Raw genomic sequence first — 14,448 nt, 5'->3', positions numbered from 1 at the left:
TCAACGACTCCAATGCGTTATGAGGATATAGACCCCATCATGCAGGTGGAGCGCCGCGATGCAAGCCGCGGCTTCCCAACATTTAGTGCGCTTCATCCCAATTATGCGCAGCCCGCGCATCGACCTTGAGCGGCACCTTCATGTCGAGCGCCGGCATTGCCGCATTCTCCATGACCGAGACGATCAGCGGGATCGAACGTTCGACATCGGCATCTTCGACCTCGAAGATCAATTCGTCATGCACCTGCAGAAGCATGCGCGCGCGGGCCGAAAGTCCTGCCTGTTCGAGTGCAGGCTCCATCTTCACCATCGCGCGACGGATGATGTCGGCGGCCGAGCCCTGGATTGGCGCATTGATCGCGGCGCGTTCGTTGAAGGCGCGGTGCGAGGGGTTGGACGAACGAATGTCCGGATAGTGCGCCCGGCGGCCGAAGATGGTTTCGACATAACCATTTTCCCGCGCAAACGCCTTGGTGCTTTCCATATAGTCGCGGATACCGGGGAAGCGTTCGAAGTACTTCTTGATGTAGTCGCCCGCTTCCGAGCGCTCGATCGACAGCTGGTTGGCAAGGCCGAAGGCGGAGATGCCATAGATGATGCCGAAATTGATTGCCTTGGCACGGCGGCGGATTTCGCTCGGCATGCCTTCGACCGGCACGCCAAACATTTCCGAGGCCGTCATCGCGTGGATATCGATACCATCGGAAAAGGCCTGTTTCAGCTGTGGAATCTCGGCGACATGGGCAAGAACGCGCAGTTCGATCTGGCTATAGTCAGCCGAAACCAGCTTGTGGCCCGGCGTCGAGATAAAGGCCGTGCGAATCTTGCGGCCTTCGGCGGTGCGCACCGGAATGTTCTGCAGGTTCGGGTCGGAGGACGAAAGGCGACCTGTGGTCGTTGCGGCCAGCGCATAGGACGTGTGGACGCGCTTCGTCTCCGGATGCACGAAACCAGGAAGTGCGTCGGTGTACGTGGATTTCAGCTTGGTCAGCTGCCGCCAGTCGACAATCTTGCGCGGGAGCTCATGGCCGTCGGCGGCGAGGTCTTCAAGCACCGAGGCCGAGGTCGACCATTGCCCAGTCTTGGTCTTGGCGCCGCCCGGCAGGCCAAGCCGGCCAAACAGGATATCGCCAAGCTGTTTGGGCGAGCCGATATTGAAGCTTTCGCCGACAAGCCCGTAGATTTCGTGTTCGAGGCCAGCCGCACCCTGTGCCAATTCACCCGACAGCCGCGACAGGATCTGCCGGTCGATGGTGATGCCGCGCTCTTCCATGCGAGCCAGCACCGGCACCAGCGGTCGCTCCAGACGCTCATAGACCGTGTTGAGGTTCTTGGCGGCCAGACGGGGCTTCAGCACCTGCCAGAGCCTGAGTGTGACATCGGCATCTTCGGCCGCATAGGCGGTTGCCTTGTCGATATCGACATAATCGAAGCTGACGGAGGATTTGCCTGTGCCGGCAACATCCTTGTAGGGAATAGGTTGATGGCCGAGCCATTTTTCCGACAGTGAATCCATGCCGTGCGTACCGGCGCCGGCGTCGACAACGTAGGACATCAGCATCGTATCGTCGAAGCTGACAATGCTGATGCCGTGGCGTTTCATCACCAGATAATCGTATTTGAGGTTCTGCGCGATCTTCAGAACTGATGGGTCCTCCAACAGGTCCTTCAATCGCTCGAGCGCGGCTGCGGCCGGAATCTGGCCCTCTGCGAGCTTCACGCCGTCACTGAAAAGATCGTTGCCGCCGGTCTTGTGGAGGAGCGGCACATAAGCAGCGCGAATATCGGTGCCGGACGGGTCCTTGCTGTTATCGGCAATGGCCAGCGAAAAGCCGACGAGTTCAGCCTGCATCGCGTCGAGCGAGGTGGTTTCCGTGTCGAAGGCAACGAGGCCGGTTTCACGCGCCGCAGCAATCCAGGCATCGAGCGTTGCGATATCGCGGATCGTCACATAGGCGCTGCGGTCGATCTTTGCCGTTGCAAAGAGTTCGGCCCGCCCCTGTGCCAGGTTTTGCGGTGTCGCATCTGCCGGGCCTCCATCGGGAGTAGCGGCCAGAGAGGTTGCCGCTTGCGCTGCGCTTCCAAGGGATGCTGATTTCGCAGAAGAAAGCGCTGATGGGGAGGCCGCTTCGCCCTTGTCGAGATCGGGCCCACGCGCCTGTGCGCCCCATTCGACCGGAACGGACGCTGGCTCGACGGCATCGGCATCCGTCTCGGTCGCAGCGGCGACGCGGCGGGTGAGCGTGGTGAATTCCATCGTCTTCAGGAAGGCAACGAGCTTTGGCCCATCCTGCGCATGCAGCTCGAAATCATCCAGCGGTACGTCGATCGGCGTATCGGTCTTCAGCATGACAAGCTGGCGCGAAAGCTTGGCCAGTTCGGTATTGGCGATGATGTTTTCGCGGCGTTTCTGCTGCTTGATCTCACCGGCGCGGGCAAGCAGCGTGTCGAGATCGCCGAACTCTTCCAGAAGCTGGGCCGCTGTCTTCGGACCGATACCGGGAATGCCGGGCACGTTATCGGTGCTGTCGCCGGTCATCGCCTGCAGGTCGATCATCTTTTCCGGCGGCACGCCCCATTTCTCGATCACTTCCGGGATCGAGATCTGTTTGTCCTTCATGCTGTCGTACATCGACACATTGGCGGTGATGAGCTGCATCAGGTCTTTGTCGGAGGAGATGATCGTCACATCGGCGCCTTCCGCCTCCGCCATCCGCGCATAGGTGGCGATCAGGTCGTCGGCCTCATACCCTTCCTTTTCGATGCAGGGCAGGTTGAAGGCGCGTGTCGCATGGCGGATCAGCCCGAATTGCGGGATCAGGTCTTCCGGCGGTGCGGTGCGGTTTGCCTTGTACTGGTCGTAGAGTTCGTTGCGGAAGGTCTTCGAGGAATAGTCGAAGATAACGGCGAAATGGGTCGGCGTCACACCGACGGACGTGTCGCGCGCGTCGGTCAAAAGCTTCCACAGCATGTTGCAGAAACCAGAGACGGCATTGACCGGCAGGCCATCCGATTTGCGGTTGAGCGGCGGGATGGCGTGGAACGCCCGGAAAATGAACCCGGAGCCGTCGACGAGGAAGAGATGATCACCTTTTTTCATGGCGACAAGGGATAGCGCGGGCCGCGATGGCCGTCCATATCATTCCGGAGCGGCGCGGAATTTTACGCGATTGCCGGGGCACCTTGAAGCGCCTGCCGGCTATCGTCGGGTATTGCAGTTTAAAATGCGCGGCAGGGTTTTACGCCCTGCCGCGCATTTTTCGTTAGGTGCGCTGCGAGTCCAGCTGCTCCTGATTGGTCACGACCTGCTGGGCGCGGGCGTAGCTCTCGATCAGAAGCTGATAGGCCGGGAAGATCTTGGTGTAGATTTCCGCCCAATCCTGCGCATCAGCGCGGTGCCAGGTCTTCTGCAGCTCGGACGCGACCGCAGCCATGTCCATCGGAACGACACCGGCCTGGACGACACGTGCAAGCGTGATTTCCTCGGCCATCTTCGAATAGGTGCCGGAGGCATCGATGACTGCAAAGACCTTGTAGCCGTCATGAACGGCCGCGATCGCCGGGAAGGCCATGCAGACGCTGGTAATGGTGCCTGCGATGATCAGCGTCTTGCGGCCAGTTGCCTTCACCGCCGCGACGAAATCGGCATTGTCCCAGGCGTTGATCTCGCCTTTGCGGGCGATATAGGTGGCGTGCGGGGCGTTTGCATGGATTTCGGGGATCAGCGGACCGTTCGGACCCTGCGGCACGGAGGCGGTGGTGATCACCGGCATTTTGCTCAGCGTGGCCATCTTGGCGAGTGCGGCAGCGTGGTTGCGCAGGACCGGCATCGGCATGTCGCCGATGGTCTGGAAAAGGCCGCTCTGGTGGTCGATCAACAGCATTACTGCGTCGTCGGCATCGATGACTGGTTTCTGGCCGTTGAAGTTTGCGGCGGTATTTTGCGTTGTCATTGAAATGTCCTTTCAGGGATGTGGGGCGGTTTCAGGCCCCATGTTCGGTCGGCTTTTAGGAAAACTGCATGCTGGCGGTTACGCCGGTTTTGATGAGCAGGGTCGTGAAGGCGGGTACGGTGGCCGAGCGTTTCCAATTGCGCTGGGCTTTGCCTTCGCCGCCCGGGGGCAGTTCCCCCAAGGCGGAAAAAGAAACCCTGTCCTGGTTCTGGAGATCGGCGTTAGGCTGCACTGATCGCGCCGAAGCGACCGCTTCGGAAATCGGCCATTGCCTGCCTGATTTCGTCGTTAGTGTTCATGACGAATGGCCCTTGCATCACGACCGGCTCGTCGATCGGCGTGCCGCCCAGGATCAGGACGGATGCATCGCTTGAAGCCTCCAGCGTGATGTCGCCGCCCGATCTGTCGAGGAGCGCGAACTGAGCTTCCCCGGCTGTAGCGCCGTTGATGGCGACCGTGCCCTTCAGGACGACCACTGCGGCAGTATATCCCTCTGGCATGGACACCGAAACGCTTCGACCCTCGTGCAGCCGCACATCCCAGAGATCGATCGGGGTGAAGGTTTGTGCCGGTCCGCGGTGGCCATCATAGGCGCCGGCGATCACCCGGAGAGAGCCGGCGCCGTCAGGCAGTTCCACGGAGGGAATGTCGCGGTCGAGCAGGCTCTGATATCCAGGCGTGGCATTCTTGTCCTTGGCCGGCAGGTTTACCCAGAGCTGAACCATCTCCAATTTCCCGCCCTTACGGGTAAAGGCCTCCGAATGAAACTCTTCGTGCAGGATACCGGCGGCGGCCGTCATCCACTGGACGTCGCCTGGTCCGATGATGCCACCGCTGCCGGTCGAATCCCGGTGTTCGACTTCACCGCGATAGACGATGGTCACGGTCTCAAATCCGCGGTGAGGATGGATACCGACGCCACGCGGCGTGTTCGTCGGCGCGAATTCCGCCGGACCGGCATAATCCAGCAGCAGGAAGGGGCTGACATGGTCGCCGTGCGTGGCATGTGAAAACAGCGAGCGTACCGGAAACCCGTCTCCGACCCAGTGCGGCGTGGGGTTGCTGTAAACTCCGAGAACCTTTCTCATGTGCTTCTCCTTTTCGCTTTGCCATTGAGGCTGTGTGTAAGGAGAAAATACTGCCGTGGCGGTGATAGCAGTAGACTGGCAAATCGGGTTACTCTGTCCTGAAAATAGGACAATCAAAGTCATGCAAGACCTCAATGACCTCCGGTTTTTTGTCGATGTGATCGAGCAGGGCGGCTTTGCTGCAGCCGCTCGAAAGCTCGGCGTGCCAAGATCGAAACTCAGCCGGCGCATAATCCAGTTGGAAGAGCGTCTCGGCGTTCGTCTGATTCAACGTTCCACGCGACAATTTGCGGTGACCGAGATTGGCCGCGAATACTACCGCCATTGTCTCGCCATGACGGTGGAGGCTGACGCGGCGCAAGAGGTTATCGACCGCACGCGCTCGGGGCCTCAGGGTATTGTGCGCATCAGTTGTCCTTCGTCGGTGATCTATTTTCAGCTCGGCGAGATGATTGCCCGTTTTATGGCCAAATATCCCAAAGTGGAAGTCCTGCTGGAAAGCACCAACCGGCGTGTCGACGTTATCCGTGAAGGTTTCGATCTCGCTGTCCGTGTGCGTTTTCCACCGCTGGATGACAGCGATCTGGTGATCCGCAAATTGGCCGACAGCACCCAGCGTCTGGTTGCCAGCCCGGTTCTTTTGCAAGGTTTATCCCGGTCTCCCGTTCCAGCCGATCTTGCCGTGTTGCCGAGCCTCGCCTGGGAACCGGCAAGATCCGAGCACGATTGGTGTCTTGATGGTCCAAACGGTGCCTCAGCCGTCGTTCGGCATAATCCCCGTCTTGTCACGGAGGATATGATGGCCCTGCGTTTTGCGGCGCTTCGCGGCGTTGGCGTCTGTCAGTTCCCGACATTCATGATCAGGGACGACGTGCAGGCCGGAAGGCTGGTGGATATCCTTCCCGATTGGGCTCCAAGGTCGGGCATCATCCACGCCGCCTTTCCATCGAGACGAGGGCTGCTGCCTTCCGTGCGGACGCTTCTGGATTTCCTTGCGGAGGAATATTCCAGTGTTGATCGATCGGAGGGTCCCAACGAACAGCTGCTTTCCGTCGACAATGAATGATGGCGGCTGCCCATCATCGAAAAGTTGGCCTCGGCAACCTGAGGGCGGTTTTTTAAGCAATCGCGTAAAATTCCTCACCACTGTGGAATGAGATATGGACGGCCACCACGGCCCGCGCTATCCCTTGTCTTCATGGAAAAAGGTGGCTCACCTTAACCGGAGGCTTCAGGGTGTAAGCGGCGGGCATCTCTGCGCAAGAGTTGAAACCGTGGCGGCGCCGGTCAATTTTTAATAGCTTGGCTTTTCAACTTCTACTTTTACTGCATGTCCCCCATCCAATCCCGCTCATAGGCACTGGATCTGTTCATGTCGTTCCTCACCGATCCCATCATCGCCCTGTTCCTGTCGCTTGCACTTGGTTTTCTGATTGGCAAACTACGCGTTGGCCCGATCCAGCTTGGTGGGACCTGCGGAACACTGTTTGTCGCCTTGGCAATCGGCCAATTCGGGGTGCGGGTTGATCCTGATCTGAAGAACGCGGCATTCGCCCTTTTCATCTATGCGCTTGGCTTCTCGGCCGGCCCCCAGTTTTTCACCAATATCCGCGGCGGATGGCGCTACGGTATTTTTTCGTTCATCGAGGTTATCTGTGTCCTCGTGCTGCTGGCCATCGCGGTACTTCTCTTCCATTTCGACGTCGGTACCGCATCAGGGCTTTTTGCAGGAGCCGCGACAGAATCCGCTGTTGTTGGCACAGCATCGGAAGCGATTGCCCGTCTTGCGATTTCTACGCCAGAGATCGAACAGCTGCAGGCCAATATCGCAACGGCCTACAGCCTCACCTATCTCTTCGGTCTCATCGCGATCGTGGTTTTCACGACGCAGATTGCCCCGTTGCTGTTGAAGATCGATCTGCGGAAAGAAGCGCAGGAACTCGCGCGCAAACTGGGATCGACCGACGATGATGAGGAGCAGGCAGAAGGCCTCCCGGCCTTTGTTGGCCGCGCCTATCGCGTTGGCGGTGCGGCCGGTCAGACAGTCGGAAATTTTGAAAAAAGCCGGGGATGGGCAATTGCCATCGAGCGTCTGCAGCGCGGCAGCGATATTCTTGAAACCACCCCGGACTTTCTGCTGGAGCCTGACGATATCGTGTTCGTCCGGGGGCGCCGCAACGCGGTAATTGCCGTGCGGGACAGGCTCGGTGACGAAGTACCCGTTCCGCAAGGCACAAACTTTACGCTTGCAACCCGCGATGTGGTTTTGGTGCGAAAGGAAGTTTTCGGCCGTCAGATTCGGCAATTGAGGCAAATGGCCTCGGCTGAATTGCAGCGCGGCATCTTCATATCCCATGTTCGGCGCATGGGGCAAAACATCCCGGCACTTTCCGGCACAATTTTGCAACACGGGGATATCGTCACTCTTTACGGCCCGGAACTTGCCATCGAACGCGCTGCGCACGAACTCGGAAAACCCGTGCCTCCGGGCGAGCGTACCGATTTCATATTTCTCGGCCTTGGGCTCGCAATCGGGCTCGTTATCGGGCATTTCCATTTTAAGATTGGCGCCCTTGAACTGGGGCTCGGTGCGGGCGGCGGCGCCTTGATTTCCGGGCTTGTCTTCGGTTGGCTGAATATGCGCAACCCGATGCGGGGTGGTCTGCCACCGGCCGCGGCCGAGTTCGCCAAGGAGTTTGGCCTCGCCACATTCATAGCAGCGATAGGCCTCAGTGCCGGCCCTGATGCCATCGATCTGATTATGGAATACGGCCTGATCCTGCCGGTGCTCGGAGTCCTTGTTTCGTTCCTGCCGGCCCTCGTTTCGCTGTTTGTTGGAACCAAGCTGATGAAGATCGAAGCACCGATTCTTCTCGGCATAATCGCCGGGCAGCATTGCAGCACCCCAACCATCAGCGCCCTCGTTTCGCAGGCCGGAAACTCTACGCCCGTGATCGGCTATACGGTCACATATGCGATCTCCAACGTTCTGCTGCCGCTGATGGGGCCGGTCGTGGTTGGGTTGGTCATGGCGCTGACAGGTTAGTTGGCGTCTGACGGATTATCTGTCGCGGTTGGCTGCGATACAAGGTCCCAGGGCGGGAGAACGGGCCGCGCGGCAAGGTGGCTTTCTCTCCCGGAACGACCCGCTTTTTCGGGCATGAATATCGCTATTCTCGATACTGAGGCCCCTCACGACAATGTTACGAATTTGTAATGCAGCGGCCGGTGCTTGCTCCCTTGAAAAGCCACATTTGGAACCACAAATGATAACCAACGGCACCTGAACGCGCCGTCATCTGGTTAAAGGCCTGTCCCCCGCCGAAGCCAGATGTAAGGACAAAGGCCTATCCCCCCTCTCCGGGCCTTTGTCCAATTTATAACAAAAACCGCCGTGGCCCCGCCTCCGCCATGGCGGTTTTTGTTTGCGCTCCCGGCAAGCATCACATCCGTGTGAAATCCTATTGTCTGCCGGTCCATCGCCCGCAATGTAACTTGTGTTCCAGCTTGGGGAGAGGTACCCATAGACATGGCCTTCGACCGTATGGATTCAGCAACATACCTGTCCAGCCTTCTGGCGAAAAGTTTCTCCCGCGCCCTGCAGGAGAGAGGCCAGAAACTCGGCTTTGCCCCCGGCCAGTTTCCGGTTCTTCTGGAGCTGTGGAGCGAGGAGGGGCTGACCCAGAAGCAATTGCTCGACCGCCTCGACATCGAGCAGGCAACGATGGCCAACACTCTGGCCCGGATGGAGCGGGACGGTTTGGTGTTGCGGAAAAAGCACCCGACCGACAAGCGCGCGCAGCAGATTTTCCTGACAGCCAAGGCAAGGGAGATGGAGCGGGAGGCGAAAGAGGCAGCACTCGCCGCCGATCAATCGTTGTTGTCCGGTTTTCGCCATTTCGAACGGGAACTCATGCTCGAATACATGCGCATGGCGATCGCCAATGGCGCCCAGAGCTGATGCTGTTTGCTGTTCCAGTACGGCTATGATCCATCGATCAAAATATTTTGCTTAAATCCGTCGCCAACTTTGTCTAGGTTCCGCCGCGATAACAAGGATTCGATCATGACAGCCACGGCCAGCATTCTCACCCGCGCGGACGATAATCTCCCCAAGAGCCTTGAACGGCTTTTCGATCTGGTTCGTATCCAGTCGATCTCGACCGATCCGGCTTACAAGGCGGAGTGCCGCAAGGCGGCGGAGTGGCTGGTCGCCGAGTTGACGTCCCTGGGTTTCGACGCTTCGGTGCGCGACACGCCCGGTCATCCGATGGTGGTTGCCCATCACGCGGCCGGCAAGGCCGGTGCGCCGCACGTGCTGTTCTATGGCCACTACGATGTCCAGCCGGTCGACCCGCTCAATCTGTGGGACACGGCTCCGTTCGAACCGTCGATCAAGGAATTGGACGGTGGCCGCAAGGTCATTACGGGCCGTGGAACGGCTGACGACAAGGGCCAGCTCCTCACCTTCGTCGAGGCCTGCCGCGCCTTCAAGGAGGTCAACGGCTCTCTCCCTTGCGAAGTCACGATCCTGTTCGAGGGCGAGGAAGAATCCGGTTCGCCGTCGCTGAAGCCATTCCTGGAAGCCAACGCCGCCGAGCTGAAGGCAGATTACGCGCTGGTCTGCGATACCAATATGTGGGATCGGGACACTCCGGCCATTTCGGCTGGTCTGCGCGGCCTCGTCGGCGAGGAAATCGTGATCACCGCCGCTGACCGCGATCTGCATTCCGGCTATTTCGGTGGTGCCGCTGCCAACCCCATCCATATCCTGTCGCAGATCCTCGCCGGTCTGCACGACGAGACTGGCCGCGTCACGCTGGACGGTTTCTACGAAGGTGTCGAGGAAACCCCGACACAGATCAAGGCCGCCTGGGACACGTTGGGCATGACGACGGAAAAATTCCTCGGCGAGATCGGCCTGTCGATTCCATCCGGCGAAAAGGGCCGTTCGGTCATGGAGCTGACCTGGGCAAGGCCGACGGCAGAAGTCAACGGCATCTGGGGCGGCTATACCGGCGAAGGCTTCAAGACCGTGATTGCGGCGCAGGCGTCCGCCAAAGTCTCCTTCCGCCTTGTCGGCGCCCAGAACCCCGACAAGATCCGTGCGGCGTTTCGCGCTTATGTCACGTCGAAAATTCCAGCCGATTGCTCGGTCGAATTTCACAAGCATGGCGGCTCGCCGGCAATCCAGCTGCCTTATGATTCCGCCCTGCTGAACACCGCAAAAACGGCGCTTTCCGACGAATGGCCGAAGCCGGCTGTTCTGATCGGCATGGGTGGATCGATCCCGATTGTCGGCGATTTCCAGAAGATGCTCGGCATGGAATCGCTTCTGGTGGGCTTTGGCCTGTCGGATGACCGGATTCATTCGCCAAACGAGAAGTATGAGCTGCAGTCCTTCCACAAGGGCATCCGCTCCTGGATCCGGATTCTCGACGCGCTTGCCGCTTGAGCATGACGTCTGTTAACGGTTAGCACCCTTGACCGGGCCGGTCGGGGGTGGTCTTTTCGTCCAGATGACATTTTGCCAGCTACAGATTTCAAGAATACTTGCCTCATGAAAACGGTACGCAAACTTGCCTGGCCGGTAATTGGGCTCGCCGCGATCGTGTTTTCGCTTTATGGCCTCTATCACGAGCTCCATGGCCTTTCGGCCGCCGATTTCATGGATAGCCTGAAGGCCGTATCGCTGAAGAGCTGGCTATTGGCCGCCGCCGCAACGCTTGCCGCCTATGCGGCGCTGGCAGCCTACGATCATCTGGCGCTTGAGCATCTCGGCCACAGGATTTCGCTCTGGTTCATCACCATCTGCTCTTTCACCGCCTATGCGCTGTCGCATACGGTGGGGGCGTCGGTCTTTTCCGGCGCCGTCGTGCGGTATCGCGCCTATGGATCGAAGGGGCTCACCGCCGGGGAGACCGGCATTCTCGTCGCGTTCTGCTCTTTCACATTCGCGCTCGGCACGCTGATGTTGGCCGCCATCGTGCTTTTGGTCGAGCCCGAAATCACCACCCGTTTCGCCGCGTTCCTGCCGATCGGCGCATCCATTTCAACTGGATTGATCATTCTTGCACTGATCGCGCTTTATGTCGTCGGTAGTCTTGTCGGGTTCCGGCCGCTGCATACCCGCTGGTTCCGGCTGGAATATCCGAAACCATCATTGGCGCTGCGTCAGCTGGTAATCGCCCCCGTCGAATTGATCGCCGCTGCCGCGATCATCTATTTCGCCCTGCCGGAGGCCGGAAATCCCGGCTACATGGTGATCCTCGGGGTGTTTCTCGCCTCGTTCTCGGCAGCGCTTCTGTCGCATGCGCCGGGTGGCCTTGGCGTTCTGGAGCTGGTGTTTATCGCAGCCCTGCCTGAAATGGATCCGGCTGGTGTGCTTGCCGGGCTTGCCATCTTCCGCCTGTTCTATCTGATCGTACCGTTCCTGATCGCACTCGCCGTCGTGGTCATTTTCGAGCGGGGCCAGTTCCTCGCGGGGCGCAAGGCCGAGGTGAGTGAAAAGAACGGCGGCTGAGCCGGCCCTTGTCCTATGACGGCGGGTGGCAGATTTTCGGCAGCGCGTTTTCCAAGGGGCCAGCGACTTTTTCAAGCTCGGCGCTTTCGATAAGCAGCGGCGAGAATGGCGGTTCCTGAATGGCGGCATTTGCGATGCGGGTAATGTAGCAGCCGGCGAAGATCTTTTCCTTGCCGCCTTTCTCCGTCGATTTGATCGCAACCGGCACTGGCGCATAGATGCTGCCGGCAGCCCCTTCCTGCGTCACGGAACCGGTCAGCACTTGAACGTCCACAGTCTTGGCATAGCCTTGTACGAACGACTCGTAGCTATCGGCTGGTTCGCTGAAATAGCTGTAGGCGCGGGCATATTCGTGGCGGTTGATGGCATTGTAGAGCGAGCGCACGAGAGCAGGGCCATCCGAGCGATCATCGACATAAGCTACCTGATCCTGAGCGCTGGCATACACGGCGGAGCTCGCCAGAACCGCTACCGTCGAAAGAGAAATGAGAATGGCTTTCATGCACACGCCTCCTGTTGTTCACAGTGAGTTTCAACGGGGATAAGGCGATTTGAAGGTGCAGGACGGTTTCAGCCAAACAAAACCGCGGAGCCTGAAAGCGGGCGCTGGAAAAGCACGGCCCAGAAAAACAAAAAGGCCGGGAAAACCCGACCTTTCACAACGCGCTTCGACACTCTGCCAGTACATCCGTGGTCAACCGCGGAAGCGCATTTCTCCGGCGCGGATTATCGCGCCAGATTTGGTATTAAGCAGCCTGCAGGTTGTCTGCAGACATCTTGCCGGACTTGCGGTCCTTGACGAGCTCGAAGCTGATCTTCTGGCCGTCATTGAGGCCACGCATGCCAGCGCGCTCGACAGCAGAGATGTGGACGAAAACGTCCTGGCTGCCGTCGTCCGGCTGAATGAAGCCGAAGCCCTTTGTGGAGTTAAACCATTTTACTGTGCCAGTGGCCATAACGATCCCTTTCTCTAGCAAATTATGTTGAACCATCCCGTAAACGTTACGGAAAAGCTTTTGTTCGAATCTGAAGGAAAGTTCGTCCGATTGCGCGCAAAGTCGCAAAAACCAAAGTCATCTAACAAATATCGACCAAAGCTCAGATAGGTTGCCGGGGTCAGATAGTCAAGTTTTATTATTCCTGTTTTGCATCGGCCATTGATTTCATTCAGTTTTATACGGCGCAGAGTCGAGATTTCATTGGGTTTATTTTTACATGAAGACACCGGTTGAGGTTGCATTTGTCCGGATGCGAAAAGGGTGACGATGTTTTTGCAGGTCTGGAGAATTGATTTTTCCTTGTCCCGCATCATGTTCATCGGAGGAGCTCATCCCATCGCTCCTTGATGGAGGACTGACGATGCCGAAATTGGTGATTGCCGCAGTGTGCGCGTCCCTGCTTGCCCTGTCCGGATGCGGCAATACAGTGCGGGGCATGAAGCAGGATGGTGTACAGACAAGCAATGCCTTGGATGACGCAACACACCGGATCGCGCGCGCCAACACCAACTGATGTTTCGCACGCGCTCTCTTCTGCTATTCAACCCCGGAAAAGCTCGTTCTGTCCGGCTATGGCTGTTCGCGCGTACCCGGCGTACTTTCGCGTTGATCCGCATCCTCAAGATCGGATTTCACGATAAATGTGTCGGCGTGTTCACGGGCTGCTTCGCGCATGACGCCGGGGCTTGCAGGATCACCAGTTCTGTTGCTGGTATCGAGGTCATCGATTTCGCGCTCGGCCTGCGCCCAGTGATCGTCCTGTTTTCCTTCCGGAGAACCTTCATCGAGCCATAGTTGATAGGCTCGCTGCCGGATTCTGCTTTCTCTGTCGATGTCCATGACTGCCTCCGGTGCGTTGCAAAAGGGGTTCAGCTCGGTTGATGGCGGAACGTGGGAACAAAAAGACCGGCAAGCCTCTTCAACGCCTGCGGCCGTCGCGGCGTTTCCGGCAATTCCCGTATATTTTTCAACATAGATCGCCGGCGCGCAGACAGATCAAACGCTTTTTCGGCTTCCGACAGAAGTTCGTCATTTTCTGAACTGAGATGATAGATTTGACCCACGGAACTCCCCTTGTCGTTTGACGCAAAACAGCTTTCGGACAGGAAAGTTCCATGACGCCATATGAAAAAGGCCTCAATGAAGAGGCCTTTCAGTCAGGTCGGCGCATTCGCCGGTTCGATCATTACCAATATCGGCGACGCACCGGCTCGGGCTCTTGCCGCGAGGCGGCACCCAGCAGAAAGCCAATCGCTCCGCCAACCAGCAACGCGACAGTCAGCGCGCTACCCGCGGCGGCCGGATGTTCACGTGCTGTCTGCGCAATGGCGCTGCCTTCCGCGCGCGCCACGTGTGCCGCCTTTTTCGCGATAGGTGTTGCGGCCTCCACGACGCCGGACGCACGTTCGCGAACGTCACTATAGGCCTGCGCGCTCTGAGCGCTGACGATTTTGGAAAGGCGGGCCACTTCGGCGCGCAATGATTCAAGGTCACTATTGGTTGGTTCGGCCATCATCGGTTCTCCTGTTGCCACCTGCCAAACGAATTGGCAGACGGAATGGTTCCCAAGAACGGAAAGCCTCTTGGGCGGCGCATCAATTCCGGCGCGCCGCCCACAGGGTGTCGCGGTTAAAGGCTCACGCGCCTTGCATGTTTGTCGGCGGTCTTTTTGTCGCCAGCTGCCTGGTCAAGGATATCTCGGGCATCCTCCACCGATATCCGGTGCTTCTTTGCGAAAGAGATCGGTTCGTATGGCTTGTCTGATGAAGTCGACATTGATGGTCTCCTTGGATCGTTGTTTTAGGCCCGCTTCACGTCACAAACGCGACCTTTCCGTCGGGAGACGGTTTAACTGCAGGGCAATAGGCTGGGTCGGGGAATTGAGG

General features: G+C 58.5%; 14 protein-coding genes. 6 read left to right on the top strand and 8 right to left on the bottom strand.

The annotated features are described in order from the left end of the window. Positions 1-82 precede the first annotated feature (82 nt). From polA to ASD36_RS07155, 3 genes are all read right to left on the bottom strand, one after another. On the bottom strand, positions 83-3,100 hold the full coding sequence (gene polA, locus ASD36_RS07170) for a DNA polymerase I (protein ID WP_060502937.1): 3,018 nt from the start codon (positions 3,098-3,100) through the stop codon (positions 83-85). A gap of 163 nt (positions 3,101-3,263) precedes the next feature. Beyond that, positions 3,264-3,953: an isochorismatase family protein gene (locus ASD36_RS07165; RefSeq protein ID WP_060502936.1), complete on the bottom strand. Its 690-nt coding sequence runs from the start codon at positions 3,951-3,953 to the stop codon at positions 3,264-3,266. Between the two features lie 221 nt (positions 3,954-4,174). After that, positions 4,175-5,041, bottom strand: coding sequence for a pirin family protein (locus ASD36_RS07155; RefSeq protein WP_060502934.1), 867 nt, complete (start codon positions 5,039-5,041; stop codon positions 4,175-4,177). Positions 5,042-5,162: 121 nt separating this feature from the next. On the opposite strand from ASD36_RS07155, the gene ASD36_RS07150 reads away from it, so the two are divergent. From ASD36_RS07150 to ASD36_RS07130, 5 genes are all read left to right on the top strand, one after another. Further along, positions 5,163-6,107 carry a LysR family transcriptional regulator gene (locus ASD36_RS07150; protein WP_060502933.1) on the top strand — a complete coding sequence of 315 codons (945 nt, stop codon included), beginning with the start codon at positions 5,163-5,165 and terminating at the stop codon, positions 6,105-6,107. A 306-nt stretch (positions 6,108-6,413) separates the two neighbouring features. Further along, positions 6,414-8,087, top strand: coding sequence for an aspartate-alanine antiporter (gene aspT, locus ASD36_RS07145; protein WP_060512003.1), 1,674 nt, complete (start codon positions 6,414-6,416; stop codon positions 8,085-8,087). 483 nt (positions 8,088-8,570) lie between these two features. After that, positions 8,571-9,002 carry a MarR family transcriptional regulator gene (locus ASD36_RS07140; protein WP_060502931.1) on the top strand — a complete coding sequence of 144 codons (432 nt, stop codon included), beginning with the start codon at positions 8,571-8,573 and terminating at the stop codon, positions 9,000-9,002. A 105-nt stretch (positions 9,003-9,107) separates the two neighbouring features. After that, positions 9,108-10,496 (top strand): dipeptidase, encoded by a 1,389-nt coding sequence (locus tag ASD36_RS07135; protein WP_060502982.1) that lies wholly within the window; start codon positions 9,108-9,110, stop codon positions 10,494-10,496. A 105-nt stretch (positions 10,497-10,601) separates the two neighbouring features. Beyond that, positions 10,602-11,564, top strand: a complete 963-nt coding sequence (locus ASD36_RS07130; protein WP_060502930.1) for a lysylphosphatidylglycerol synthase domain-containing protein — start codon at positions 10,602-10,604, stop codon at positions 11,562-11,564. Positions 11,565-11,577: 13 nt separating this feature from the next. On the opposite strand, the gene ASD36_RS07125 is transcribed toward ASD36_RS07130, so the two are convergent. The 3 genes from ASD36_RS07125 to ASD36_RS30485 form a co-directional block, all read right to left on the bottom strand. Then, on the bottom strand, positions 11,578-12,066 hold the full coding sequence (locus tag ASD36_RS07125) for a hypothetical protein (RefSeq protein WP_060502929.1): 489 nt from the start codon (positions 12,064-12,066) through the stop codon (positions 11,578-11,580). Positions 12,067-12,310: 244 nt separating this feature from the next. Continuing rightward, a complete protein-coding gene (locus tag ASD36_RS07120; RefSeq protein WP_037103743.1) occupies positions 12,311-12,520 on the bottom strand; it encodes a cold-shock protein in 210 nt (69 codons plus the stop codon). A 14-nt stretch (positions 12,521-12,534) separates the two neighbouring features. Further along, entirely contained in the window at positions 12,535-12,882 is a 348-nt protein-coding gene (locus ASD36_RS30485) for a hypothetical protein (protein WP_156393814.1), read from the bottom strand. A gap of 41 nt (positions 12,883-12,923) precedes the next feature. On the opposite strand from ASD36_RS30485, the gene ASD36_RS07115 reads away from it, so the two are divergent. Further along, positions 12,924-13,076: a hypothetical protein gene (locus ASD36_RS07115; protein ID WP_060502928.1), complete on the top strand. Its 153-nt coding sequence runs from the start codon at positions 12,924-12,926 to the stop codon at positions 13,074-13,076. 56 nt (positions 13,077-13,132) lie between these two features. Here the strand turns inward: ASD36_RS07115 and ASD36_RS07110 are convergent, their stop codons facing one another. Together ASD36_RS07110 and ASD36_RS07105 are read right to left on the bottom strand one after the other, a co-directional pair. Next, on the bottom strand, positions 13,133-13,402 hold the full coding sequence (locus tag ASD36_RS07110; protein WP_082512006.1) for a DUF2934 domain-containing protein: 270 nt from the start codon (positions 13,400-13,402) through the stop codon (positions 13,133-13,135). A 346-nt stretch (positions 13,403-13,748) separates the two neighbouring features. Then, the gene (locus ASD36_RS07105; RefSeq protein WP_060502926.1) at positions 13,749-14,078 is read right to left on the bottom strand and encodes a hypothetical protein; all 330 of its coding nucleotides are present in this window, start codon (positions 14,076-14,078) and stop codon (positions 13,749-13,751) included. Positions 14,079-14,448: the final 370 nt, after the last annotated feature.

The organism is Rhizobium sp. Root1334 (assembly GCF_001426665.1).
Lineage (GTDB): Bacteria > Pseudomonadota > Alphaproteobacteria > Rhizobiales > Rhizobiaceae > Pararhizobium.
This window is presented reverse-complemented; position numbering and strand designations above follow the sequence as displayed.

Excerpts from the sequence above, each read along its gene's own strand:
- ASD36_RS07150 (WP_060502933.1), top strand. The coding sequence starts at position 5,163 with ATGCAAGACCTCAATGACCTCCGGTTTTTTGTCGATGTGATCGAGCAG.
- ASD36_RS07140 (WP_060502931.1), top strand. The coding sequence starts at position 8,571 with ATGGCCTTCGACCGTATGGATTCAGCAACATACCTGTCCAGCCTTCTG.
- ASD36_RS07110 (WP_082512006.1), bottom strand. The coding sequence starts at position 13,402 with ATGGACATCGACAGAGAAAGCAGAATCCGGCAGCGAGCCTATCAACTA.
- ASD36_RS07115 (WP_060502928.1), top strand. The coding sequence starts at position 12,924 with ATGCCGAAATTGGTGATTGCCGCAGTGTGCGCGTCCCTGCTTGCCCTG.
- ASD36_RS07135 (WP_060502982.1), top strand. The coding sequence starts at position 9,108 with ATGACAGCCACGGCCAGCATTCTCACCCGCGCGGACGATAATCTCCCC.
- aspT (WP_060512003.1), top strand. The coding sequence starts at position 6,414 with ATGTCGTTCCTCACCGATCCCATCATCGCCCTGTTCCTGTCGCTTGCA.
- ASD36_RS07165 (WP_060502936.1), bottom strand. The coding sequence starts at position 3,953 with ATGACAACGCAAAATACCGCCGCAAACTTCAACGGCCAGAAACCAGTC.
- ASD36_RS30485 (WP_156393814.1), bottom strand. The coding sequence starts at position 12,882 with ATGAACATGATGCGGGACAAGGAAAAATCAATTCTCCAGACCTGCAAA.
- ASD36_RS07155 (WP_060502934.1), bottom strand. The coding sequence starts at position 5,041 with ATGAGAAAGGTTCTCGGAGTTTACAGCAACCCCACGCCGCACTGGGTC.
- ASD36_RS07125 (WP_060502929.1), bottom strand. The coding sequence starts at position 12,066 with ATGAAAGCCATTCTCATTTCTCTTTCGACGGTAGCGGTTCTGGCGAGC.
- ASD36_RS07130 (WP_060502930.1), top strand. The coding sequence starts at position 10,602 with ATGAAAACGGTACGCAAACTTGCCTGGCCGGTAATTGGGCTCGCCGCG.
- polA (WP_060502937.1), bottom strand. The coding sequence starts at position 3,100 with ATGAAAAAAGGTGATCATCTCTTCCTCGTCGACGGCTCCGGGTTCATT.
- ASD36_RS07120 (WP_037103743.1), bottom strand. The coding sequence starts at position 12,520 with ATGGCCACTGGCACAGTAAAATGGTTTAACTCCACAAAGGGCTTCGGC.
- ASD36_RS07105 (WP_060502926.1), bottom strand. The coding sequence starts at position 14,078 with ATGATGGCCGAACCAACCAATAGTGACCTTGAATCATTGCGCGCCGAA.